The 25,083-nt window shown below is 61.7% G+C and carries 18 protein-coding genes and 1 pseudogene; 11 read left to right on the top strand and 8 right to left on the bottom strand.

Annotated features, from left to right (window positions below):
• Nucleotides 1-2: 2 nt before the first annotated feature.
• From icmH to DMX11_RS11635, 8 genes and pseudogenes are all read left to right on the top strand, one after another.
• Nucleotides 3-872 (top strand): type IVB secretion system protein IcmH/DotU, encoded by an 870-nt coding sequence (gene icmH / locus DMX11_RS11670; protein WP_110744672.1) that lies wholly within the window; start codon nucleotides 3-5, stop codon nucleotides 870-872.
• Between the two features lie 15 nt (nucleotides 873-887).
• Entirely contained in the window at nucleotides 888-4,382 is a 3,495-nt protein-coding gene (gene tssM, locus DMX11_RS11665) for a type VI secretion system membrane subunit TssM (protein ID WP_110744671.1), read from the top strand.
• Between the two features lie 2 nt (nucleotides 4,383-4,384).
• The gene (locus DMX11_RS11660) at nucleotides 4,385-5,110 is read left to right on the top strand and encodes a PP2C family serine/threonine-protein phosphatase (protein WP_110744737.1); all 726 of its coding nucleotides are present in this window, start codon (nucleotides 4,385-4,387) and stop codon (nucleotides 5,108-5,110) included.
• On the top strand, nucleotides 5,107-6,099 hold the full coding sequence (locus DMX11_RS11655; protein ID WP_110744670.1) for a serine/threonine-protein kinase: 993 nt from the start codon (nucleotides 5,107-5,109) through the stop codon (nucleotides 6,097-6,099). The genes DMX11_RS11660 and DMX11_RS11655 overlap by 4 nt, the downstream gene beginning before the upstream one ends.
• Nucleotides 6,086-8,329, top strand: coding sequence for a type VI secretion system tip protein TssI/VgrG (gene tssI / locus DMX11_RS11650; RefSeq protein ID WP_110744669.1), 2,244 nt, complete (start codon nucleotides 6,086-6,088; stop codon nucleotides 8,327-8,329). Before DMX11_RS11655 ends, tssI begins: the two co-directional genes overlap by 14 nt.
• Before the next feature lie 15 nt (nucleotides 8,330-8,344).
• Nucleotides 8,345-9,598: a VRR-NUC domain-containing protein gene (locus DMX11_RS11645; protein WP_110744668.1), complete on the top strand. Its 1,254-nt coding sequence runs from the start codon at nucleotides 8,345-8,347 to the stop codon at nucleotides 9,596-9,598.
• An 11-nt stretch (nucleotides 9,599-9,609) separates the two neighbouring features.
• A complete protein-coding gene (locus tag DMX11_RS11640) occupies nucleotides 9,610-10,725 on the top strand; it encodes a type VI immunity family protein (RefSeq protein WP_110744667.1) in 1,116 nt (371 codons plus the stop codon).
• A 23-nt stretch (nucleotides 10,726-10,748) separates the two neighbouring features.
• Nucleotides 10,749-11,413: pseudogene (locus DMX11_RS11635) on the top strand (OprD family outer membrane porin); the annotation flags it as partial.
• A 196-nt stretch (nucleotides 11,414-11,609) separates the two neighbouring features.
• Here the strand turns inward: DMX11_RS11635 and DMX11_RS11630 are convergent.
• From DMX11_RS11630 to DMX11_RS11615, 3 genes are all read right to left on the bottom strand, one after another.
• Nucleotides 11,610-12,287, bottom strand: coding sequence for a thioredoxin domain-containing protein (locus DMX11_RS11630; protein ID WP_110744666.1), 678 nt, complete (start codon nucleotides 12,285-12,287; stop codon nucleotides 11,610-11,612).
• Nucleotides 12,288-12,784: 497 nt separating this feature from the next.
• A complete protein-coding gene (locus tag DMX11_RS11620) occupies nucleotides 12,785-13,300 on the bottom strand; it encodes a DUF4880 domain-containing protein (RefSeq protein WP_110744665.1) in 516 nt (171 codons plus the stop codon).
• A gap of 434 nt (nucleotides 13,301-13,734) precedes the next feature.
• Complete coding sequence (locus tag DMX11_RS11615) at nucleotides 13,735-14,046, bottom strand: DUF6124 family protein (RefSeq protein WP_110744664.1); 312 nt, start codon at nucleotides 14,044-14,046, stop codon at nucleotides 13,735-13,737.
• A 130-nt stretch (nucleotides 14,047-14,176) separates the two neighbouring features.
• Here DMX11_RS11615 and DMX11_RS11610 point away from each other — a divergent pair, with 130 nt between their 5' ends.
• Nucleotides 14,177-14,839, top strand: a complete 663-nt coding sequence (locus DMX11_RS11610; RefSeq protein ID WP_110744663.1) for a LexA family transcriptional regulator — start codon at nucleotides 14,177-14,179, stop codon at nucleotides 14,837-14,839.
• Between the two features lie 355 nt (nucleotides 14,840-15,194).
• Here DMX11_RS11610 and DMX11_RS11605 read toward each other — a convergent pair whose 3' ends face one another.
• The 4 genes from DMX11_RS11605 to DMX11_RS11590 are packed head-to-tail and all read right to left on the bottom strand — an operon-like array spanning nucleotide 15,195 to nucleotide 20,753.
• A complete protein-coding gene (locus DMX11_RS11605) occupies nucleotides 15,195-17,147 on the bottom strand; it encodes an acetyl/propionyl/methylcrotonyl-CoA carboxylase subunit alpha (RefSeq protein ID WP_110744662.1) in 1,953 nt (650 codons plus the stop codon).
• Complete coding sequence (locus DMX11_RS11600; protein WP_110744661.1) at nucleotides 17,144-17,959, bottom strand: gamma-carboxygeranoyl-CoA hydratase; 816 nt, start codon at nucleotides 17,957-17,959, stop codon at nucleotides 17,144-17,146. The genes DMX11_RS11605 and DMX11_RS11600 overlap by 4 nt, the downstream gene beginning before the upstream one ends.
• Nucleotides 17,960-17,962: 3 nt before the next feature.
• On the bottom strand, nucleotides 17,963-19,570 hold the full coding sequence (locus DMX11_RS11595) for a carboxyl transferase domain-containing protein (RefSeq protein ID WP_110744660.1): 1,608 nt from the start codon (nucleotides 19,568-19,570) through the stop codon (nucleotides 17,963-17,965).
• A gap of 19 nt (nucleotides 19,571-19,589) precedes the next feature.
• Nucleotides 19,590-20,753 (bottom strand): isovaleryl-CoA dehydrogenase, encoded by a 1,164-nt coding sequence (locus DMX11_RS11590; RefSeq protein ID WP_056803169.1) that lies wholly within the window; start codon nucleotides 20,751-20,753, stop codon nucleotides 19,590-19,592.
• A 243-nt stretch (nucleotides 20,754-20,996) separates the two neighbouring features.
• Here DMX11_RS11590 and DMX11_RS11585 point away from each other — a divergent pair, with 243 nt between their 5' ends.
• Nucleotides 20,997-22,670 carry an AMP-binding protein gene (locus DMX11_RS11585; protein WP_110744659.1) on the top strand — a complete coding sequence of 558 codons (1,674 nt, stop codon included), beginning with the start codon at nucleotides 20,997-20,999 and terminating at the stop codon, nucleotides 22,668-22,670.
• 37 nt (nucleotides 22,671-22,707) lie between these two features.
• Here DMX11_RS11585 and DMX11_RS26045 read toward each other — a convergent pair whose 3' ends face one another.
• Entirely contained in the window at nucleotides 22,708-22,869 is a 162-nt protein-coding gene (locus tag DMX11_RS26045; RefSeq protein ID WP_003251307.1) for a hypothetical protein, read from the bottom strand.
• Between the two features lie 139 nt (nucleotides 22,870-23,008).
• Here DMX11_RS26045 and DMX11_RS11580 point away from each other — a divergent pair, with 139 nt between their 5' ends.
• Nucleotides 23,009-25,027: an alpha-1,4-glucan--maltose-1-phosphate maltosyltransferase gene (locus tag DMX11_RS11580; RefSeq protein WP_110744658.1), complete on the top strand. Its 2,019-nt coding sequence runs from the start codon at nucleotides 23,009-23,011 to the stop codon at nucleotides 25,025-25,027.
• The last annotated feature ends 56 nt before the right edge of the window (nucleotides 25,028-25,083 follow it).

Genomic DNA, 25,083 nt, shown 5'->3' with positions numbered 1-25,083 from the left:
GCATGACCAAGGAAATGGAGTGCAGCCAGGACGATCGTACGGTCCTGCTCAATCAGCACGGCGAGCGCCCAAGTAATGAAGCTTTGACCGACTTTGCCCGCCCGCCGCGCTATGAGGACCTTGAGGAACGCATGGTGTATGCCTCCAATCGGCGGCTGGAGCAGCGCTTCAACATCAGTCTGAATCCATTGGTAGCAGCAGCTTCACCGCTGCTGTCGGCGATCATCGAGATCAAGTCCAGCGGCGAGGGCAGCAACCTCAGTACCCTCAAAACCAGCCTCGTCGAGCACCTGCGCCATTTCGAGACACGAGTGCTTGAGGAAGGTGTGGACCACGGTGAAGTGATGATGGCGCGCTACGTGCTATGCACCGTCACCGACGAGGCGGTGGTAACCACCAGTTGGGGCAACGAGAGCGAGTGGTCGACCATCAGCTTGCTAAGTAGCTTCCATAACGAGACATCTGGGGGCGAGAAGTTCTTTCAGCTGTTGGAGAACATGGGGCGAAATCCGATGAAACATCTGGCCATGTTGGAGCTGATGTACATCTGTATGTCGCTGGGCTTCGAAGGCAAGTTCCGCGTCCAGGCACGCGGCAACATTGAGTTGGATGCCATCCGCGATGGCGTCTACCGGCAGATCCGCCAGTTGCGCGGCGATGTACCGCGTGAGTTGTCACCGCGCTGGGCGGGCTTTACCAGTGCTCGCCAGGGGGTGGTGCGCATGGTGCCCTGGTGGCTGGTGACGGTCTTCACCGGTATCTCCCTGGTGGTGATGTTTTCGGGCTTCGCTTATGTGCTGGGTGACAAGCGCGAAGCGGTACTGCAGCGCTACCAGCCGGCCGACCCGGTGGTGGTCGAGGCCAAGTCGTAACTTCAGGGACGTACCATGAACAACTTTTTCCGTAAGACCTGGGCATTCTTGACCAAGACCTGGGTCTGGACCCTGCTGCTGGTGCTTTTGACCGCATTGTTGGTGTGGTTTGTCGGCCCTTTGCTGGCGATCGCAGACAATAAATTCTGGGAGGACTCCAGTTCGCGCTTGCTGACCATCGCGGTGCTGTTTCTGCTGTGGGGCCTGTTCATCGTCTTCGCCAGCTGGCGCGGCAATGTGCGCAAGAAGGAGGTTGCGCAGAGCGAGACCGGCCAGGCCGACCTGGCCCGCCGCGCTGCAATCGAAGTCGCCGGGCGCACCCTGCGCGAGCGCTTCAAGGATGCTCTGCGCACCCTCAGGACCTCCAGCATGTACCGTGGTCGCAGTGAGCGCTGGCGCAACGACCTACCGTGGTACCTGGTGATTGGCCCCCAGGGCGCCGGCAAGACCAGTCTGCTGGACTTCTCTGGCCTTGAGTTCCCGATCAACAAGGTCGAACGCAAGCTCAGCCGTGATACGAGCAGCACCGCTTTTTGCGACTGGTACTTCGCTGAAAATGGCGTACTGATCGACACCAGCGGCCGCTACATGGATCAGGGCGACAGTGACGTCGACGGCGCTGGCTGGTCGACCCTACTAGGGCTTTTGCGCTCGCGCCGCCGCAATCGGCCGCTCAATGGCGTACTGATCACCGTCCCGGTGACTACGCTGCTTAGCGGAGATCGCGAAGGCATGGTGGTCCTGGGGCGCTCCTTGCGCGACCGCCTGCAGGAGATCCAACAGCAACTGCACGCCGACGTGCCGGTGTATCTGGTGCTGACGAAGGCCGATAAGATTCTCGGTTTCGACGCCTTTTTTGACCAGTTAGCGCGCGAAGAGAGCGAGCAGGTACTCGGCGCCAGCTTCGGCAAGGACCAGAATGGCGCCGATGTGGCAGTGCTTAACCACGAGTTCGAGGACCTGCTGTCGCGCCTTGGCGCCCAGGTGATCACGCGCATGCATCAGGAGCGCGATGCCCAGCGCCGTGGCCTCGTCCTCGACTTCCCGCAGCAATTGGGTCAGGTGAGGGCCAACCTCGGCATGCTGGTGGATGCTGCATTCACCGGTAACCGTTATCAGCGCGCCAGCACCCTGCGCGGCTTTTACTTCACCAGTGCGCCGCACACCAACGCCGCCGGGGCAGTGGACGCCAAGGGCCAGCCGCTGCCAGTGACCTACAGCGGTCGCACACGCTTTATCTATGATCTGATGACCAAGGTGGTGTTTCCCGAGGCGGCCCTGGCCGGTCTCGACAAGCGCGAAACCAACCGTATCAAATGGAGGCAACGTGCGTTGTACGCCGGAGCGCTGTGCTGCATGGGGCTGTTCGGCCTGTTGTGGGCAGGTAGTTTTTCGGCCAACGACGGTAACTTGGAGAAACTCAGGGTCTTGGCCGACCGCCACGGCCGCGAGGGCTCCGCACTGACCGCCCGTGACGATGACATGGCAATCCTGCCGCTGCTGGACAACCGCTACGCCGCTACTCAAGTGTTCCCGGCTCCGGGCGATGCCTCCTACGCCGAGCGCGGTGGTCTGTATCAGGGCGATGAAACCAGCGCGGTACTGCTGGAGGCTTACAACCGTGAGCTGATCGAGCAACTACTGCCACGTGTGGCGCAAACCCTCGAAGGGCAAATCCGCAGCAGTATGGGCAACCGCGAACGCCTGCTGGCCAGCCTGCGCGCCTACCTGATGCTGAACATGCCCGACCGGCGCGATAACGCGTTGCTCAAGGAATGGATGGCCAAACAGTGGTCGGGGCGCTACCCCGGCAACACCAAGCTGCAGGACGACCTTAACACCCACTTCGAGCGCCTGTTGGCGCTGAGTTACAGCCAACCGCTGAACGACCCGCTGGTGGCCCAGGCACGCCAAGTACTGCGCCGTGAATCGCTGGCGGCGGTGGTCTACCGGGTGCTGCGCGAGCAGGCCCGTAGCCTGCCCGAGTACCGTCTGAGCCAGCACACCGGCCCGCAGGGTGCGGTGTTCGCCGGCATCGACTACGTGATCCCGGGTTTCTACACCCATCGTGGCTACCAGCAGTATTTCATAGCCCAAGGCTCTGTCCTGGTGCAGGAAATCCTGCGCGACAACTGGGTGCTGGGCGAGGGCGCCCGCCTCAGTGGCATGGACATGCGCAAGTTGCTGGTGCAACTGGAACAGTTGTACTTCAACGACTACGCCAACTACTGGAGCGAGGCCATTGGTCAAGTGCGCCTGGCAACCTTCACCAACAGCGAAGAGGGCGCTAACCAGCTGGCCAGCCTGAGCGCGGCCAATTCGCCATTGCTGCTGATGCTCGCCGAAGTGCGCGAAAATACCCGCTTCCCGGCCGTGGCCGACGCTGCCGATGTGGCGACCGAAGTGGCGCAGCAGGCCGCAGGCAAGCTGGGCAACGTAGCCGCTGCTACTGCCGGGTCCGCCAGCCAGGCCCTGGCCAAGCGCCTGCCGGACACCTCGCGCAAGGCCCTGGAGCGGCGCTTCGAGTCGTTGCACCGGCTGTTGGACGAGGACAACGGCCCGACCGCTGATCTGGGCATGGCGCTGCAGGCGCTCAACGACCTGCAACTGCAGCTGCTGGGCCTGGCCCGATCCAGCCAGCCTGAGCTGGCCGCCTTCGAAGTGGCCAAGGGGCGCATGGTCGGTAATCAGGGTGACCCTATCAGCACCCTGCGCAACACCGCCAACCGCCTACCACGGCCGGTAAGTGGCTGGTTTTCGACGCTGGCCGAGGATAGCTGGATGCTGGTGCTGGACAACAGCTACGAGCACATCAACCAGCGCTACGAGACCCAGCTGTACAACGTCTACAGCAAGACAATCGACGAGCGTTACCCGTTCCATGCCCACAGCAGCAGCGATGTGGCGTTGAACGACTTCCGCGAGTTCTTCAAGGTCCAGGGCATCGCCGACCGCTTTTTCGACACCTACCTCAGGCCATTCGTGATCGGCGAGCCAGGCAGCTACCGCCTGCGCGCCGTCGATGGTCGCAGCTTGCCGGTGTCGCGTGAGTTTCTCGTCCAGATGAACAACGTGCAGACCATCCAGCGCGGCTTCTTTGCCGACAACCCCAACGAGCCGCAGGTACAGTTCAAGCTAGAGCCATACACACTGGATTCCACTGTCGGCCGCGCCGAGTTTCGCTTCGGTGCCCAGCAAATAGTGTACCGCCACGGACCGATCGTGCCGATGGCCTTCAAATGGCCGACTGATGCCGACGACGGGCGCACCAGCCTGGCCCTGGAAGGCCTCGACGGCAAGGCTACGGTGCTGGAGAAGAACACCGGCCCGTGGTCGCTGTTCCGCCTGTTCGACCTGATGCAGACCGAGTACCAGAGCGGCCGCGATGTACTGATGATCAAGGGCAATGTCGGCGGCATGCGGGTCAACTACTTGGTGCTGACCCAGCGTTCGCCCAACCCGTTCGATCTAAGCGCGGTGCGTAACCTGCGCATGCCGGTGGCGCTGTGACGCTGGTGACGGGACATTGGCGCAGCGCCGGGCGCACCGATCCAGGAAAGGTGCGCAGGCGCAACGAAGATGCCTACCTCGACTGCCCCGAGCGCTGCCTGTGGGCGGTCGCCGACGGCATGGGGGGCCACCAGGCTGGTGATCTGGCCAGTCAGATGGTGGTCGGAGCCCTCAACGGTCTGGCGCTGGAGGGCAGCCTAGACGAGCAGGTGCGTGAGGTGCGTCAGTGTCTGCATTGGGTCAATCGCCGCTTGGGCGAGGCGCTGACCGTGGTCGTTGGGCGCGCTGAGCCGATCATGGGTAGCACCGTGGTGGTGCTGCTAGTGCGCGAAGGGCGTGCTGCATGCATCTGGGCCGGCGACAGCCGCTGCTACCTGTGGCGCGGCAAGCGCTTGTTCCAGCTGACCCGCGACCACTCGTTGCGCGAGCAATTGATCGACCAAGGCCGCTACAGCAGCGAAGAGGCCGGGCAGCAGCCCGGCGCTCACGCCCTGACCCGCGCTCTGGGCGGTGATGAAACACTGCGTCTGGAGGTACTGGAATTCAGGGTGATGCCCGGCGACACCTTCCTACTGTGCAGCGACGGTCTGTATCAGGGGCAGAGCGACGAGAGCCTGAGCAAGGCGTTGAGTCAGGCCCAGCCGCCCCGGGCCCTGGAATTCCTGTTCGACAAGGTGCTGCAGGGTCGAGCCCCGGACAACCTTACCGGCGTGGTAGTGCGCCAATGAACGCTGTCGAGTTGCTGGGCAGCGCCAGCGATCACCGGAGTTACTTTGCTACGGTCGCCACGCCGCTGCCTGGCGTGCTGCCACCGCTGCTGAACGGGCGCTACAAGCTAGAAGGCTTGCTCGGTGCTGGCGGTGTGGGCATGGTCTACCGCGCCCGCGATCTGCTGGCTGAGCAGTGTGGCGAACCGCAGCCGTTGGTGGCGATCAAGCTGCTGCGCGACGACGTCGCCGTTTGTCCCGATAGTGCTGCTTTGCTGTACAGCGAGTACGCACTCACTCGCCATCTGTCGCACCAAGGCGTGGTACGGGTGCACAGCTTCGAGGTGGACGCCGCCAGCCAACGGGCCTTCTTCAGCATGCAGCTGTTGTCCGGTATGCCTTTGGACCGACTGCTGTGCGAGCAACCTCTGGGCTTGGCTTGGGGTGAACTGAGCAGCATTGCCATGGGCCTGTTGGACGCACTGGCCTTTGCTCATGGGCACGGTGTGTTACATGGTGATATCAAACCCAGCAACTTGATTCTCGGCGAGCAGGGCGTGCAGCTGCTCGACTTTGGCCTGGGCCAAGCCATGGACGGCGTGCTCGATGGCCTGGCCCGGCTCAGCCGCAATCGTATCAGGGCTTGGACCCCGGCCTATGCCGCTCCTGAGCTACTCGATGGCGCGCCCTTGTCGACAGCTTCCGACCTGTTCGCCGCCGCCTGCGTCATTTACGAGTTGGCCGGGGGCAAGCAACCGTTTGATCGCGTTGGTGCTCGAGCCATGGGTGAACAGTATCCAGGCCAGTCGCTGGACCGGCCTGCCAACCTGCCGGCCAAGGTGTGGCCGGCACTGCGCCAGGCCCTGGCGCTGGACCCTGCGGCCCGCCAGTCCGGTGCCCGGGGGCTGCAACAGGCCCTGGTGATCCCCCCCCTTTCGTTATTGCGCCGTTGGTTCGGCCAACCCCAAGGATATCCTGCGGACACGGAGAGCCCCCATGTTCAACCCTAGCGATGCAACTCACTTCAGCCTGACCCTGGAAAACGCCGATGTCGACTTTCAGGTGCTGTCGTTCACCGGCCACGAGGCCGTCAGCCAACCCTACTGCTTCAAGGTGGAACTGGTCAGCGAACGCCCTGACATCGATCTGGAAATCCTGCTGCACAAGCAGGCGTTCCTGGCCTTCGACCTTGACGGTAACGGTATCCACGCGCTTGTTTACCAGGTCGGCCAAGGCGATTCGGGCAAGCGTTTGCACCGCTACCGAATGGTGCTGGTGCCGCACCTGGCGTACCTGGCGCACCGCACTAACCAGCGCATATTCCAGCAACTGAGCGCCCCGCAGATCATCGGTACGATCTTCGAAGAGCACGGCCTACCGAGCGACGCCTACCGCTTCAGCCTCAGCACCCCGTGCCCTGTGCGCGAGTACTGCGTGCAGTACGACGAGACCGATCTGCACTTCGTGCAGCGCCTGTGTGAAGAAGAGGGCATGCACTACCACTTTGAGCACAGCCGCGAAGGCCATCTGCTGGTATTTGGCGACGACCAGACGTTCTTTCCCAAGCTGAGCGCTCCGGTGGCCTACATGCAGGGCAGCGGCATGGTCGCCGATGAGCCTGTGATAAAGCGCTTCAACGTGCGTTTAGAAACCCGCCGCAGCCGCGTTACTCGTCGCGACTACGACTTCCAGAAGCCACGCCTGCTAATGGAAGCCGCGTATAAACCAGCCCAGCCGGCTTTCGCTGAGCCAGATCTGGAGGACTACGACTACCCGGCTGGTTTTACCGATCGCACGCGCGGCAAGCAACTGAGTCAGCGCGCGCTAGAACGCCATCGTGCCGACTTTTGCCTGGCCGAGGGCCAGGGTGATGTGACCCGTTTGGTGAGTGGGCACTTCATGGGGTTGTCCGAACACCCGCGCGCCGAGTGGAACGACCTGTGGCTGCTGACCGAGGTGCATCACGAAGGCAAGCAGCCGCAGGTACTGGAAGAGTCGGTGACCAGCGACACAACCGACGATAAGGAAGACTTCCACCAGGGGTACCGCAACCGTTTCCTGGCTACCCCATGGGACGTGTTCTACCGCCCGCCGCACAAACACCCCAAACCCCAGGTGCTAGGCAGCCAGAGCGCCATAGTCACCGGCCCGAAGGGCGAGGAGATCTATTGCGACAAGTACGGCCGGGTGAAGGTGCAGTTTTTCTGGGACCGTGAAGGCCAGGGCGACGAGACCACCAGCTGCTGGCTGCGGGTGTCGTCCAGCTGGGCGGGCGAGCGATACGGCGGTGTGGCCATCCCACGGGTTGGCATGGAAGTGCTGGTCGATTTTCTCGAAGGTGATCCTGACCGCCCGCTTGTGAGTGGATGCCTGTATCACGGCGAGAACGTCCCGCCTTATGAACTACCGGCGCACAAGACTCGCAGCGTGTTCAAAACCCTGAGCAGCCCCGGTGGCGGCGGCTTCAACGAGCTGCGTATCGAGGACAAGACAGGCCAGGAGCAGATCTTCGTGCACGCTCAGCGTGACTGGGACCAGCACATCGGCCATGACCAGAAGGTCTACGTCGGCAACGAGCGCCACGATACCGTGGTGGGCAACAGCTACAGCAAGTCCGAGGCCGAGGAACACCGCACCACGGTGGGCGACCGCAAGACCGAGATCAAGCTCGACGACCACCTGACCGTGGGCAACAGCCAGCACGTGAAGATCGGTGGCTCGCAGTTGGTGGAGGCGGGCAGGGAGATTCACATCAAGGCTGGGGAGAAGGTCGTGATCGAAGCGGGGCTGGAGCTGACGCTCAAGGCCGGTGGCAGTTTCATCAAGCTCGATCCCGGAGGGGTGACGGTGCTGGGCTCGCAGATCTTGCTCAATGCCGGTGGTTCGCCGGGCAGTGGCAGCGGGATAGCGGTGAAGGCGCCGGCGTTGCCGGGGGCGGTGGATGCAGATCAAGCGGGGGCGGTGCCTGCGCCGCTTCAGAAGCACCGTGGGCGGTATCAGCTGCTTGACGAGAAAACGGGCAAGCCTCTCGCGGGAGCCGCCTATGTACTCGTACAACCTGACGGGACGCGTTTGGCTGGGTATAGCGATGAAAAGGGCTTCACCTTCCAGGCGGTGACAGAGGGGCCAGCGGATTTGAATCTGCTGACGCCGCAACGCAAGCCTGAGCCGGTAGAGCAGTTGTTCAGGGCGGGTGAAGCAGCGCCTCAGGAGTTGAACATGGACCACAAAGATATCTAGTCAGAGGGATGACGTATGGCTATGCCACAAATGCCAGAACTGCCGCAGGGTTGTACCAAAACGAGTATCGAGGGTACGGTCAAGGACGCCCCGTTGCCTTCGCTTGGAAATAAGCCGTATTTGATGGAAAAGGCCGAGTATGCCATGAAGTTTCCCAAGCTGAGCATGCGGAGTAGTAAGAGTGGCGGGAGCAACTCTATTGAGCTGAAACAGATTGTTATGAGCGGCTTGATCAGGGCGGACGAGTACCGTTTTGCATTTAACTGGGCCTACAAGGCTGAGGTTAGCTTTGATATGAGGTTTTCTCCGCCTAAGCCCTTTTTAAGCTCGTCGGGCGGAGTGCAGGATTCAGGGCGGCGGCATTCATTGACACCATTTCCGAAAGGATTCATGGGGGGAAAGCTCAGGCGGCCCGATGTGACAATTGTCACGAATAAGAGTATCAGGTGGCCTGGGCAGGCGGGCCCAGATCATCAGGGAGTCGAGCATCCGAATAATTTGGAACGTATTGTTGAGGTCAAGTTTCCAGGTGATGTGCTAGGCAGTGAACAACGTAGGGACTATATCCGGATTGCGGGCAGTTCAAAAAAATTTTCGGTTCTGGAGGTGACTGACTGCCGAGAGAACGAAGAGCGTGAAAAGGATCGTGAGTACAATGCTCACACCAATCCGACGCAAGCGTACGACTCTCGACAGTGGCCTGTCCCGTTCGAGCGGCCTCGGAAGGCTCCAACACCAGTACCTGTTTATGGCCCAACAGCGACATCCAAACCTGCCTATGTTGAGGCGTGGACTTTGGCTCAGGAAGCTGTGGAAAGTTTACGCGAAGGCGGAAAGAATGCGATCGATGCTTTGTCTCAAGAGGTCAGGCAGTATTTGGAGAGCGCTAGCGTCTGGCTGACGCAGCAAGGTAAATGGATTCGCCAAGAAGCCGGAAAGGCCTGGGAGTGGGTGAGCGAGAGCACAGGAGAAGTGCTGCGATGGACAGATGAACAGTTGAGGGAAATGTGGCAGCAGGTACAACGCTACACTGACTTGACCCTTGACATGCTCAAGGAAATTGATTGGGTACAAGTTCTAGTAGATATCGGCATCGTCGTGGGTACCGTTGTGGTGGTAATTGCCATCGGTGCTGGGTTGGTGGCCGCTGGCGTACCTGCGGCTATTGTGAGTGCTCTTGTTGTTTTGGTCAGGCTTGCTCAAATGTTCTGGGGAGTTTTAGCGGCTGTTCTCGGAGGAGGGGCAGTGCTGACTGCCGCCTCAGCGTGAAGGATATGACAATGAACAATATTGAAAAAATTAAAAATGAACTCGCCGGTCTCGAATTCGACTCTTCCGAGGGCGTTCCGGTAGTCAGACTAGGCTTGGTCGTTACGTTGTATTTTAAAAATGGCTACACGCCTGCAGTTATAAGTAATATAGTCGCCTGCTTTCGGAAATTCTCAGTGGAGTTTGAAGGCTCGCTTCGAAGTATGGTTTATAAGCGCTACAAGAAGTACTCCGGCAAGTCGCTGGAAAGTGCCTTGGAGGCAGTTACAGCGAAAGCGGATCAATTTGAATTGTATTTGAGTAGCGCTTCCTCTGCTTATGACGTTGGTGTCTACAGTTTGGCGGTGCTTACTACCCTTGAGGATCTCGGTGATTCTCTAAGGTCTTACATTAAGTTGACCGTGCCCTGGGAGGAGTTGGGCACGCCTGACGGCGTTGAGCGGTTTCAGGAGTGGGTGCTGTATCTCAGTGAGCAGGTGGATGCCGAGCACGGCTTTGGCGGCTTATCCACTTTGTTACCGTATGACTTCGACAGGTATATGCCAATCGAATACGAGCTTTCACAGAAGTACCCAGGATTGGAAGTCGATACCATGGCAATGGCCCATTCACTGAGGCTGGTCGGGTCTATCAAGGGCGTTAACTGGTTCACCATCGTGGGTCGAACACTGCTGGAGCGACTGGGCGGCCTGGATTCAGTACGCCGCAAGCTGTCCTCTCAAGGAGGCATCCAATGCCTCGAGTACAGCAGTGGGTTGGTCGTCAGGGCCGGTGCCTTACCTGAGCTGGGCTCTGTAACAGAACTGCCCAAGCTGTACGTTGCCGCTAACCGTGTATTGAAGCCGTTGCGTTCGTCGGACCCGGATACGCTGCAATCGTACTCCGAGTATGGCAATGGCTATGACGAGGAACGTTCGCTGCGTTGGTATGCACGCTTCGATGAGGATGGGCCGGTCGCGCAAAGCCCGAGAAAAATCGCCGCAGGTGGCATCTGTACCCATACCGGGTATTGGTTCAGCCCAGCCCAGGCCGACTCCCGTCGTTTCTTCAACGCAGGCGAGGTTATGCCGGAGTTTGTAGGCTCTGCATGGGGGGCGACCTTCTGGTATTGGGCAGGCCAGGAATAGTGGTGCTGGAAGCTTAAGGTTGGGGTGTCACTTCGGATCGCTTCAACTTCGTCGGTGGCGAGTACACCTTCAATAACAAGCGTACATTGCTTGGCGGGTGGGGGGCGGAGTTAAAGGATATCTACCGCCAGCAGATGATCCAGATCACTCACAGTCAGCCCATGCGTAAATGGACCCTGGGTGCGAACATCCAGTGGTACACCGGTAAGGATGACGGGCGGTCGCTGGCGGGGGATCTCGACAATCGGACCTGGTCCGGATTGTTTTCAGCGATGTATGGCGCGAACACCTTTTATATCGGCTTGCAGAAGGTTTCCGGTCAAGACGGCTGGATGAAAGTCAACGGTACTTCGGGTGGATCGCTGGCCAACGACAGCTTTAGTTCCAGTTACGAAAATGCCAATGAGCGCTCCTGGCAGGTGCGTCACGATTATAATTTCGTGGCATTGGGCGTTCCCGGTCTGGTCATTATGAATCGTTATATCAAAGGTAGCGGTATTCATGTAGGAGGTGAAATCGGCGTCAAAGAGTGGGGGCGGGAGACAGAGCTTGCTTACCTGTTCCAGGCTGGCGCGCTCAAAGACTTGAATATTAAATGGCGTAACTCGACCTTGCGTCGGGGGTGGGGTGCCACACGAGCTTTAATGAAAATCGTTTGGTCATGAACTATCCGCTCTCATTATTTTGATACTTTGTGATGCTCGGTGTTCTGTGCCCGCTGTACATAGTTGCAGCGGGGGCGGCTGACAGCGTCGAGCAGTGCCTCAATCACTGCCCTTTGGCAGCGGGCGCCAAGAAGCTAGTTACTGAGCCTCTGTCTTGATCCCCCACCCGCAAAATCAGTACGAACTCACCCCGCCTTCCCCTAGCCGTGACGCCGTGGGCTACCTGGGCATATCGCTGATCGCGTCAGCGGGCATTTCAATAATTTCGGCCGCGCCCAACAGGTCCACTGCGGACAGCAAGACATCGTGGTCGATTGGGCCTTCCAGGATCAGGGTGTGCTGGGTGTGATTGTCGGTCAGGCGCAGCGTAGGGGTAGGGTTGAGTCCGTTCCCCAAAGTTTCCGCTTTTTGCGTGTCCACGACTTGAGCTGCCCGTTCGCCGGCCATGCAGCTTTGCAGGGACGGGCTGATGTCTGGATAGTCTTGTTCAGAAGCCAACCGACGGCCGTTGCCTTGGGTATGCAGGTAGACCCAGACCACCTTCCCCCACAAGCCTTCGCGTCCTTCAGGCTGACCCACGCATTCCATCCGCCGCGCTTCCCGACTGGCGGCCGGTTCATGCAGGGGGAGGGGCAGGTGACGCCAGGCGAGGTTGACGTGATCATTGGTGACGATCCAGCGCTGCAGTTGCGGCAGGTAGACCTGGCAGTGCGGGCATTCCAGGTCGGCGTAGAGGGTGATAGTGAAGCGCGCTTCGGGGTTGCCGTAGATCCGCGGCGGGCCATCATCGGCGGTGGACCGAAAAGGTAGCGGCAGCCACCAGCACAGTGCCAAAACCGCGGCTGCGAGCCAGCCGCAGGCCCACTTTAGGTTGGTTGCACTCATCCGTTCGTGCATGCTGTTGCTCCTCGCAATTCCAGGTCGAACGGCTCGATACCACGTGCACTGTCCATATCCTGAGGGGTGCGGATTGCGGCATCGAGTCCACTGATGCCGAGTTGCTGCATGAGGCTATGACGCTGGCATTTTCTTCAGGTTCCCTCATCGCCCATCGAGGCGGCGCGGGGGCGACTTGGAAGTAAATTCACAGGAGTTCGCGCTGGTCTGGCAGGACCAGGGTTTGCAGGTTGCCCGGCGCGTCATTGTGGGACTGCAACAAGCCAGCGCTAGCAGTTGCACGTTGGCGTCGTCGAAGTCTAGAGCTTCTTCCAACAGCGTCTGGCCGAGCGCTACCCCTTGGTTGTCAGGGTACCCGACGCTTCGCTGGAAGACTTTGAAGCGTTCTTCGGGCCGAATGGGTGACTGCCGCCAGCCAGGCTATCGATAAACTGAAGTTGGGTGCGCGCGCGGTGCGTGTTCACGGGGAAGGAAGTACAGCCCTGCTGAAGCGCTGATCAAGCCCACAACCCAACCAGCACCAACGCCGCCACACCCAGCCCGACTGCAACCGAGCAGCCACCCAGCGACAGCGCCGCCCGGCCTTGCCGATACCAGCCGTCATGGCCCAATTGCCGTGCCGGGGCCAGCAGGCTGCGCCACCGCAGTTCGGTGTCGTGAAACGCCTGCAAGTTCGCCATATCGGCATCCAGCCAGCGGCGGAAGTCGATACGCTCACATGCCGTCACCTGCGGGCTCTGCAGGCGCACATACCATTGCCCGGCCACGCTTGCCAGCACATCCCGGCGCGAGCGGCCAGCCTGCAGCGCCTGATCCATGTTGCGCTCGATACTCGCCAGTGGCAGGTCAAGGCGCACAGCGATGCTGGCAAAGTCCAGCTGATCGAGGCGGTTGAGCAGAAATACTTGCTGTACGCGCCGTGGTAGCCGCTTCAGTGCATACAGCAGGGCATCGTCGGCATCATGCTCAGCAGCAGGAGCGGGGTGTTCAAGGGGCAGCAGCAGACGGGTCATGGACAGCTCCTTGCTCTTTAAAGGGGGAGGGGGCATCTTCCTTGATGCGGAAACAGCGTAGGCGAAACGAGATTGATTCTCAAGTGCGGATTCCGCAAAGTTTTGTAACGAGCGTTCACGCCCTGAAACACCTTTGCTATCATGCGCGCCATCACGATCTTCATTAGCCTGAAGAGCCAAAAAAAAGACCCGGCAAAAAAGCCGGGTCAAAAACCGTGATTAGCCTGATGAGGAGATAATCTGAGAGCGACCTAAGCTTTCAGGTTATCCAGCGGATCTCGCGATCAGCTGAGTGCAATAATAATCGTTATCATTTGCCAGTCAAATGAATTTTCGCTAATCCGGTAAAAAAGTTTTACCGGCGCGCTTCCTTGTCCCGGCAATAGGGGCCTTTGCCGTTACCCGGCCATCACGTCTTCTCCCTTCTTTCGTAGCTAAAAACCCGGTTCGCCGTTGGGTTTGTGCTCCAGCAGTGCACGCGCCATATCCATCATGTGCATCAGGGCATAGGTCAGCTCGCGCTGGCTGCCGTGCTGGTGCGTGGCGGTTTCCTGCGCGGTAGCGGCGGCACAGCGCAGCAGGGCGATCGCATGTTCCAGCGCCTGCTCGCTGGTCACCCCTTCGTGCAGGGTCCAGATTTTAGTGTCCAGGGTCGGGCGTGGTGGGTTGGGGTTGAGGTAGTAGTCGAGCGCGCGGCGGGCAGCTTCGCTGTCGAGATCTGTTTCGTCGTTTTTCGATGGTTTCATCCTGATACCTGCTAGAGCCAGTAGGGGAAGGGGTCCGACCGATAGTAATACCCTAGGTATTTTCATGCCCTTTGATAAATAATACTGAATGTTTATTGAGCGGTGAAAGGCAGTCCGTATCGTGCCAGCGATGAATATGGATAAATGGATTGCCCTCGTCCGTGAGCGGATGGAGGAGCTTGGGCTCACTCAAGAGCAGCTTGCCGAGCGCGTTGGCGTGTCTCAAGGCAGCGTAGGGCATTGGGTGAACAAGCGGCGTCAGCCGAAGATCGAGTCGATGAACCGCACGTTCGTCGAGATTGGCATGCCTCATTACAACGTCAGCCTGCAGCTGCGCATTCAGGGCCAGGCTGGCGAGGCGCGTGGCGTCTATCAGATGGAGTCCGATGACGATCTGGACCTCATGCAGTACATCGTGTGTTTCCGCTACCCGGTGTTGGCCTGGAATGAGCTAGGTGTTACCGAGCGTGAGCAGCCTGGTGTGTTCGAGCAGACGGACTACCTGGCTCAGGGCAAGGCATTCTGGTTGACGGTTGAAAATGACGCGATGAGCGCCGTCAGCGGTCGCAGTGTGCCGCAGGGCATGCGGATGCTGGTGGACCCGGGTGTGGAGGCTGAGGCGGGGCGTTTGGTTATCGCTCGTCAGCCGGGCAAGCCGGCGATTTTCCGCGAACTGGCCGAGGAAGGTGGGCAGCGTTATCTGAAGGCATTGAACAGTAACTACCCGGCGCTGTTGTGCGAAGAGGGTTGCGAATTTCTTGGGGTAGTCGTGCGGGTGCATGGTGCCTTTTGAACGGGTTTGAATGGGGGATGGGGCTGGAGCGCGCAAGGCTTGGGTTTTGGGGCGCCTTCGAGATCGCGCGCCGCCCGCGCGGCGCATCGCGAGCTGCGCTCGCTCCTACGTTTGTTTCTGGCCAGTAACGCCTGTGACAGGCGCGCGCGACCGCCTTGTTTGTACGGCGCGGTATCGCGACATGCGCCAAGGCGTTCGCGCGCAAATCCCACTGGAATAATTGGCCCGAAAAAAACGTAGGAGCGAGCGCAGCTCGCGATGCGCCGCGCGGGCGGCGCTCGGTCTTCCACGCGACGCACCTCTACCGCCGTACTCTTACGAAGCCACCCCAACACTCAAGCCAAGCGCCCCCACCTCACTCTGCCAGTTCGACCAGCACCGTCCCTTCGCTGACCATATCCCCTTCCTGACAGAACAGCGCCTTCACCGCCCCGCCATGCGGCGCACGAATGCTGTGTTCCATCTTCATGGCCTCCAGCACCACCAGCGCAGTACCCGCTTCCACCACCTGCCCAGGTTCGACCAACACGCGCACGATGCTCCCGTTCATGGGGGCGCCCAGGCCGCCTTGATGGCTATGGCTGGCCTCGGCCTCAGCAACGGGGTCGAATGCCTGAATCGCGTGCATTTCGCCATCCCATTGCAGGTACAGCGTGGCACCGCGACGCATCGCCAAATATTGGCGACGCACACCGGCCTGGTCGTGTACCAGTTGCTCGCCCGCCAGCTGCCAGGTGGCAGCAGCGCTGTGCTCCAGAGCAACCGCCTGGTCCTGCCCGCCGCTCACCAGATGCAGGCTGCTGCGTGCCGGCAGGCCCAAACGCAGACCGTTGCGCTCACCCCACGGCGAACGGCGGTCGTCATCGCGCTGATGCCCGGCCTGGCCTTGCAGCCAGGCTTCGGCTGCCGCCTCCCAGAAGCCAGCCGGCAGCGCACGTGGCGGCGGCAGCAGCACATCCTGGTGGCGGGGAATGAAGCCGGTGTCCAGCTCTGCCGCCGCGAACGCAGGGTGCGCGAGAATGCGGCGCAGGAAGGCGATGTTGGTCTTCAATCCGCCAATGGCAAACTCGTCGAGCATGGCCAGCAAGCGCAGGCGTGCCTGTTCGCGGTTTTCACCCCACGCAATCAGCTTGCCCAGCATCGGGTCGTAGAACGGCGACACCACATCGCCTTCACTGACCCCGCTGTCCACCCGCCGGCCTTCGCCAGGCGCCGACTCGCGGTACAGCACCAGCTTGCCGGTAGCCGGCAGAAACTCGTTGGCCGGGTCTTCGGCGTACAACCGTACTTCGATGGCATGGCCAATGAGCGGCACCTGTTCCTGAGTGATCGGCAGAGGCTCGCCGCAGGCTACGCGAATCTGCCAGGCCACCAGGTCCAGGCCAGTGATGGCCTCGGTGACCGGGTGTTCCACCTGCAGGCGGGTGTTCATCTCCATGAAGAAGAACTCGCCACGTGCATCAAGCAGAAACTCTACGGTGCCGGCACCCACGTAACCGATAGCCTGGGCGGCACGTACCGCCGCTTCGCCCATGGCCCGGCGCAGTTCGGGCGACAGGCCGGGGGCAGGGGCCTCTTCCACCACCTTCTGATGGCGGCGCTGAATGGAACAGTCGCGTTCGTTAAGGTACAGGCAGTTGCCGTGCTGGTCGGCAAACACCTGGATTTCGACATGGCGCGGCTTGAGCACGTACTTTTCCACCAGCATGCGCGCATCGCCGAACGACGACTGGGCTTCACGCTGGGCCGAGGCCAGGGCGTCGGCCAACTGGCTTTCTTCCTCGACCACTTTCATGCCCTTGCCACCGCCGCCAGCGCTGGCCTTGAGCAGCACCGGGTAGCCGATGCGTTCGGCAGCGGCGCGGAAGGTGTCCAGGTCCTGGGCTTCGCCGTGGTAGCCCGGCACCAATGGCACGCCGGCCGCTTCCATCAGTGCCTTGGCCGCCGATTTGCTGCCCATGGCGTCGATGGCGCTGGCCGGTGGGCCGAGGAAGATCAGCCCGGCCTGTTCGATCGCGCGGGCGAAGCCTGCGTTTTCGGACAAGAAACCATAACCCGGGTGAATGGCCTGGGCACCGCTGGCCTTGGCTGCTGCCAGCAGCTTGTCGATCAGCAGGTAGCTTTCGGCGGCCTTGGTGCCACCGAGATCCACGCGGATATCAGCTTCGCGGCTGTGACGGGCGTCACGGTCGGTGGCGCTGTGCACGGCGACAGTGGTCAGGCCCATGGCCTTGGCTGTGCGCATTATACGGCAGGCGATTTCGCCACGGTTGGCAACCAGCAGGGTGGTCAAAGCGGGGCGGCTCATGGGCGCGGTTCCTTCTTGTCATCGGTTTGCCACGCGGGGCGGCGTTTTTCGAGGAAGGCGCGCAGCCCCTCCTGGCCTTCAGCGCTGACGCGGATGAGGGCAATGGTGTTTTCGCAGTAACGGCGCAGGGCCGGGCTGAGTTCGCCGTCGTCCACTTCGCGCAGCAGGTCCTTGGTGGCGCGTAACGCTTGCGGGCTGTTCTGCAACAGGTTATCCACCCACGCTTCGACCTGGGCATCCAGCTCACTGGCTGGGTACACTTCGGCCAGCAGCCCCAGTTCGCGGGCCCGTACGCCGCTGAAGCGTTCGGCGGTGAGGGCGAAGCGGCGCGCGGCTCGCTCGCCAATGGCCTTGACCACAAACGGGCTGATGACCGCCGGGGCCAAGCCGATGCGCACTTCCGACAGGCACAGCTGCGCGTCTTCGGCGCCGATGGCCATGTCGCAGCAGCTGATCAGGCCTAGCGCGCCGCCGAAGGCTGCGCCTTGCACCACGGCCAAGGTCGGGACCTTGAGGCGGTGCAGGGCGTACATCAGTTCGCCCAGTTCGTGGGCGTCACCCAGATTGGTGTTGAAGTCCAGTTGTGCCGACTGCTGCATCCAGGCCAGGTCGGCACCGGCGCTGAAATGCCGGCCACGGCCACGCAGCAGCACAAAGCGCAGGCTGGCATCTTCGGCCAACTGGTCGATGGCCACGATCAGTTCGCGGATCATCTGTGCGTTGAAGGCGTTGTTCTTGTCCTCGCGGCTGAGCCACAGGGTGGCAAAGCCGCGCGGGTCGCGGATCACTTCAAGGGTGCTGAAATGGCTCATGGGTCACATCCGGAAAATGCCGAAGCGGCTCGGTTCAATCGGCGCGTTCAGCGCGGCGGACAACGCAAGGCCGAGCACATCGCGGGTCTGCGCCGGGTCGATGACACCGTCATCCCACAGGCGGGCACTGGAATAGTAGGGGTGGCCCTGGTGTTCGTACTGGTCGAGGATCGGCTGCTTGAGCTTGGCTTCGTCTTCGGCACTGAATGGCTGGCCGCTGCGTTCGCTCTGCTCGCGCTTGACCTGGGCCAGCACGCCGGCGGCCTGTTCGGCGCCCATCACGCCAATCCGTGCGTTGGGCCACATCCACAGGAAGCGCGGGTCGTAGGCGCGGCCGCACATGCCGTAGTTGCCGGCACCAAAGCTGCCGCCGATGATCACCGTGAACTTCGGCACCTGGGCGCAGGCCACGGCGGTGACCAGCTTGGCGCCGTGCTTGGCGATACCGCCTTCTTCGTATTTCTTGCCGACCATGAAACCGGTGATGTTCTGCAGGAACAGCAGCGGGATGCCGCGCTGGCAGGCCAGTTCGATGAAGTGCGCACCTTTTTGCGCGGCTTCGGCGAACAGGATGCCGTTGTTAGCCAGGATCGCCACCGGGTAGCCATGCAGGTGGGCGAAACCGCACACCAGCGTGGTACCGAACAGTGCCTTGAATTCATCGAACACCGAACCGTCGACCAGGCGTGCGATCACCTCGCGTACATCGAACGGCTGCTTGGCATCGGCCGGCACCACGCCGTACAGCTCGTCGGCGGCGTACAGCGGCGCCACGGGAGCCAGGCGCTGCAGCTTGCCCTGCTTGTGCCAGTTGAGGTTGGCCACGCTGCGCCGCGCGATGGCCAGGGCGTGTTCGTCATTGTCGGCGTAATGGTCGGCGACGCCACTGGTGCGGCAGTGCACATCGGCGCCACCGAGGTCTTCGGCGCTGACCACTTCGCCGGTGGCGGCTTTCACCAACGGCGGCCCGGCGAGGAAGATGGTCGCCTGCTGGCGCACCATGATCGCTTCGTCGGCCATGGCCGGCACGTAGGCGCCGCCAGCGGTACACGAGCCCATCACCACGGCGATCTGCGGGATGCCTTGCGCGCTCATGTTGGCCTGGTTGAAGAAAATCCGCCCGAAGTGTTCGCGGTCAGGGAACACTTCGTCCTGGCGTGGCAGGTTGGCGCCGCCCGAGTCCACCAGGTAGATGCACGGCAGGCGGTTTTGCAGCGCGATGGTCTGCGCGCGCAGGTGTTTCTTCACCGTCAGCGGGTAGTACGAACCGCCTTTGACCGTGGCATCGTTGGCCACGATCATGCATTCCACGCCTTCGACGCGGCCAATGCCGGCGATCACGCCCGCAGCCGGCACGTCTTCGCCATATACCTCATGGGCCGCCAGCTGGCCGATCTCGAGAAACGGCGAGCCCGGGTCCAGCAGGCGGTCTATGCGCTCGCGCGGCAGCAGCTTACCGCGCGAAGTGTGCCGCTCCTGGGCCTTGGGCCCGCCGCCCTGGGCGACCTGGGCCAGCAGGCCGCGCAGGGCCTGGACCTGTTCGAGCATGGCCGCGCTGTTGCCGGCGAATTCTGCCGAACGCGGGTTTATCTGGGTGTGCAAGGTAGCCATGTGCGCCCGTTCCTTATGTTCAGCGGGTTTCGTTGAACAGTTCGCGGCCAATCAGCATCCGGCGGATTTCGCTGGTGCCGGCGCCGATTTCGTAAAGCTTGGCGTCGCGCAGCAGGCGGCCAGCCGGGAATTCGTTGATATAGCCGTTGCCGCCGAGAATCTGGATCGCTTCCAGGGCCATCTGCGTGGCGCGCTCGGCGGTGTACAGGATCACCCCGGCAGCATCCTTGCGGGTGGTCTCGCCACGGTCGCAGGCCTGGGCCACGGCATACAGGTAGGCGCGGCTGGCGTTCAGCTGGGTGTACATGTCGGCAATCTTGCCCTGGATCAGCTGGAACTCGCCGATGCTCTGGCCGAACTGCTTGCGGTCGTGGATATACGGCACCACCAGGTCCATGCAGCTTTGCATGATGCCGGTCGGTCCGCCGGACAGCACCACACGTTCGTAGTCCAGGCCGCTCATCAGGACGCGCACGCCGCCGTTGAGTTGGCCCAGAATGTTCTCTGCCGGCACTTCCACGTCATCGAAGAACAGCTCGCAGGTGTTCGAGCCGCGCATGCCCAGCTTGTCGAACTTGTTGCTGCGGCTGAACCCTTTCCAATCGCGTTCGACTATGAAGGCAGTGATACCGTGCGCGCCCTTGTCCAGGTCAGTCTTGGCGTAGATCACGTAGGTGTTGGCGTCTGGCCCGTTGGTGATCCAGGTCTTGCTGCCGTTGAGCACGTAGTGGTCGCCGCGTTTTTCGGCGCGCAGCTTCATCGACACTACGTCGGAGCCGGCATTGGGCTCGCTCATGGCCAAGGCGCCAATGTGCTCGCCGCTGATCAGCTTGGGCAGGTACTTGAGCTTCTGTTCGTGGGTGCCGTTGCGGTTGATCTGGTTGACGCACAAGTTGGAGTGCGCGCCGTAGGACAGTGCTACCGAGGCCGAGCCACGGCTGATTTCCTCCATCGACACCACGTGGGCGAGGTAGCCCAGGCCGGCGCCGCCGTATTCTTCGGACACGGTGATGCCCAGCAGGCCCATGTCACCGAACTTGCGCCACATGTCGGCGGGGAACAGGTTGTCGTGGTCGATCTGCGCGGCGCGTGGGGCCAGTTCGGCGGCGACGAAGGTGCGCACCTGGTCACGGAGCATGTCGATGGTTTCGCCCAGGGCGAAGTTCAGGGAGGGGTAATGCATGCTGGGGCACCTTGTTGTTCTTGGAAATTGGGTAACACCGTAGCTCAAAGGCTGTGTACCGACCCTGTGCAGCGGGTCAGTGCCGTGCCGATGAACTCGGGATCGTTCATCACCTTTACGTTAACGTAAACCTGCAAGGGTGGACTGTCAATCGGCTTGTCACCTTTACGTAAACGTAAATCTGCGCCAGAGTATTCCCGCTTGCTTCAGCCGTGCCCAAAACAACCACAAGAAGGGACACCCATGAGTCAACCGAGCTATACCCGCGGTCGTCAGGACCGACCTTTGCTGACCCAGACCATCGGCCAGGCCTTCGATGCCACCGTTTCCCGCTGTGCCGACGGCGAAGCCTTGGTATCGCGTCACCAGGGCGTGCGCTACAGCTGGCGGCAGCTGGCCGACCAGGTCGAATTACATGCCCGCGCGCTGATGGCGCTGGGCGTGAACACTGGCGACCGTGTTGGCATCTGGTCGCCCAACTGCGCCCAGTGGTGCATCTTGCAGCTGGCCACTGCCAAGGTCGGTGCCATCCTGGTCAATATCAACCCGGCTTATCGGGGCGGCGAACTGGAGTACGTGCTGCGCCAGTCTGGCTGCCGCTGGCTGGTATGCGCTGAAGCCTTCAAAACGTCTGATTACCAAGCGATGGTGCAGGAGCTGGTGCCTGAACTGGCCAGCGCCGCGCCTGGTGAGCTGGCCAGTGAATGCCTGCCCGAGTTGCGTGGCGTCATCAGCCTGGCCGCCAACCCGCCTGCCGGCTTCCTGCCCTGGCACGCATTGACCGAGCGTGCAGGGCAGACATCTGCCGAGGCCTGCACAGCCCGCCAGCAAAGCCTGCAATTCGACCAGCCGGTGAACATTCAGTACACCTCCGGCACCACAGGTGCGCCCAAAGGTGCCACGCTCAGTCACTACAACATCCTCAACAACGGTTTCATGGTGGGTGAAAGCCTTGGCCTGACAGCCAGCGACCGTATGGTGATCCCGGTGCCGCTGTACCATTGCTTCGGCATGGTCATGGCCAACCTCGGCTGCATCACCCACGGCAGCACCATGATCTACCCCAACGACGCCTTCGATGCCGAGCTTACCCTGCGCGCCGTGGCAGAAGAGCGCGCCACCATCCTCTACGGCGTACCGACCATGTTCATCGCCATGCTCGACCACCCGTCGCGTGCCCACATGGACCTGTCGACCCTGCGCAGCGGCATCATGGCCGGCGCCACCTGTCCGATCGAGGTGATGCGCCGGGTCATCGACCAGATGCACATGGCTGAAGTGCAGATCGCCTACGGCATGACCGAAACCAGCCCGGTGTCGCTGCAGACCGGCCCGGACGATGATCTGGAGCTACGCGTGACTACCGTCGGCCGCACCCAGCCGCAGTTGGAGAACAAACTGGTGGACGCCGATGGCTGCATCGTCGCGCGCGGTGAGATTGGCGAGCTGTGCACCCGCGGCTACAGCGTCATGCTTGGCTACTGGGACAACCCCCAGGCCACGGCGGATGCCATCGACCCGGCCGGCTGGATGCATTCGGGCGACCTGGCGGTGATGGATGAGCAGGGCTATGTGCGCATCGTCGGGCGCAACAAGGACATGATCATTCGCGGCGGCGAGAACATTTACCCGCGTGAGCTGGAAGAGTTTTTCTACACCCACCCGGCGGTGGCCGATGCGCAGGTGGTCGGCATTCCGTGCAGCCGCTATGGCGAAGAGATCGTCGCCTGGATCAAGCTGCATCCTGGGCATAGCGCCACGGTCGAGGAACTGCAGGGTTGGTGCAAGGCACGCATCGCCCACTTCAAGGTGCCGCGGTATATCCGTTTCGTTGACGAATACCCGATGACAGTGACGGGCAAGGTGCAGAAGTTCCGGATGCGGGAGATCAGTGTGGCGGAGCTGACGACGGGTTGATGTGCCGGCCCTGCCAGCACACCAACCTGGTCTACCCTTAAGCCTTCACCGGTGGCTCCTGGCTCGGCGGGTCACCTACCGTCGGCGGCACGGTCGGCTTGATCGGCAGCTCGTCCGGGTCTTCTTCCGGTACGGGTGGCGGCAAGCTCGGGTCGTCGATGTTCGGATCGGGGGTTTCCGGTGGAATGGGAATGTTCATGGCCTGACCTCGCGTGGGTGGGTGAAGAGGTGCTGTAGGCTCTGACCGCTGGCAGCTGCCGTTCGCTCAATTATTTTGAACCCCCCGCCTGTGCCCGGCTCTGAACCCTTACCGCCACCAGCCTGAGGGAGCAAGGTCGATGTCACGAAACGAGCCCTTTGAAAGCGTGCCCACGGCGAACGATCACCCGGATCAGGCCATTGGCCTGTCCCAGGCGCTGTTGGCGCCGCGCATCGTCATCGAAGACACCCAACCCGTGCTCGACGCTGGCACCTTCGCCGCCAAGGCCATCAGCGGCCAGCCAGTTGCGGTCAGCAGCAAGGTTTACAGCGATGGCCACGACCGCCTGGCGGTGATGCTCAACTGGCGCCAGGCCAACAGCCGGCGCTGGCATTGCGTGCCCATGCAGTCGCCGGGCAACGACCTGTGGCTGGCCGAATTCACCCCCACCGAGCTAGGCCCGCACCGGTTCAGCATCGAGGCCTGGATCGACCCGTTCGCCACGTACTGCCACGACCTGGAGAAGAAGTACCACGCCGGTGTCGAGGTCAGGTTGGAGCTGGAAGAAGGTCGCTTGATGCTGGGCCAGGGCATTGCCTTGTGCAACGGCGCCCTGCGTGAAGCGTTGCAGGCCCTGCAACAGCGCATGGGCGAGTTGGGTGTCGACGACCAGGTGGCACTGCTTCTCGACCCCACCACCAGCCGCCTGATGAGCGAAGCCGAACACCGCAGCTACCTGGCCCGCAGCCGTGAGTTTCCGGTGGATGTCGACCGCCCGGCGGCGCAGTTCGCCAGTTGGTACGAACTGTTCCCGCGCTCCATCACCGATGACCCCCAACGGCATGGCACCTTCAATGATGTGCACGAACGCCTGCCGATGATTCGTGACATGGGCTTCGACGTGTTGTACTTCCCGCCCATTCACCCCATAGGCATGCAGCACCGCAAGGGCCGCAACAATGCGCTCAAGGCCGAACCGGGCGACCCGGGTAGCCCGTATGCCATCGGCAGCGCAGAAGGCGGCCACGAGGCGATCCACCCGCAACTCGGCAGCCGCGATGACTTCCGCCGTCTGGTGGCTGCGGCTGCGGAACACGGCCTGGAAATCGCCCTCGATTTCGCCATCCAGTGCTCCCAGGACCACCCGTGGCTCAAGGAGCACCCGGGCTGGTTCAGCTGGCGCCCGGACGGCACCATCCGCTACGCCGAGAACCCGCCGAAGAAGTACCAGGACATCGTCAACGTCGACTTCTACGCCCCCGATGCCGTGCCCAGCCTGTGGCTGGCCTTGCGCGACGTGGTCATCGGCTGGGTCGAGGAGGGCGTCAAAACCTTCCGCGTCGACAACCCGCACACCAAGCCGCTGCCGTTCTGGCAATGGCTGATCGCCAATGTGCGCAGCCAGTACCCAGAGGTGATCTTCCTCGCCGAGGCGTTCACCAAGCCTGCGATGATGGCGCGCCTGGGCAAGGTCGGCTATGCGCAGAGCTACACGTACTTCACCTGGCGCAATACCAAAAAGGAACTGAGCGAGTACTTCGAGGAACTCAACCAGCCGCCGTGGAGCCAGTGCTACCGGCCCAATTTCTTCGTCAACACGCCGGACATCAACCCGTTCTTCCTGCATACCTCTGGCCGCGCCGGGTTCCTCATACGCGCCGCGCTGGCCACCATGGGCTCGGGCTTGTGGGGCATGTATTCGGGCTTCGAGCTGTGCGAGGGCACGCCGTTGCCCGGCAAGGAGGAATACCTGGATTCGGAGAAGTACCAGCTGCGCCCGCGCGATTTCAGCCAACCCGGCAACATCATTGCCGAAATCGCCCAGCTCAATCGCATCCGCCGGCAGAACCCTGCGTTGCAAACCCACCTCGGCGTGGCGTTCTTCAATTGCTGGAACGACAACATCCTGTACTTCGCCAAGCGCACGCCCGAGCGCGACAACTACATCCTGGTGGCGGTCAGCCTCGACCCGCACAACGCCCAAGAGGCGCACTTCGAGTTGCCATTATGGGAGTTGGGGCTGGACGACAACGCCGAAACCCAGGGTGAAGACCTGATGAACGGCCACCGCTGGTCATGGTACGGCAAGACCCAATGGCTGCGCATAGAGCCCTGGCACCAGCCGTTCGGCATCTGGCGCATCGAAAAAGCCCGTTAACCAGGCTCTGACTGTGCCCCCTGTGGGATCGAGCAAGCTCGGATGTCTGTGCATGC

This window comes from Pseudomonas sp. LB-090624 (assembly GCF_003205205.1).
In the GTDB taxonomy this organism is placed as follows: Bacteria; Pseudomonadota; Gammaproteobacteria; order Pseudomonadales; family Pseudomonadaceae; genus Aquipseudomonas.
The sequence above is the reverse complement of the archived record's forward strand: the minus strand, read 5'-3'. Positions and strand labels throughout refer to the sequence as shown.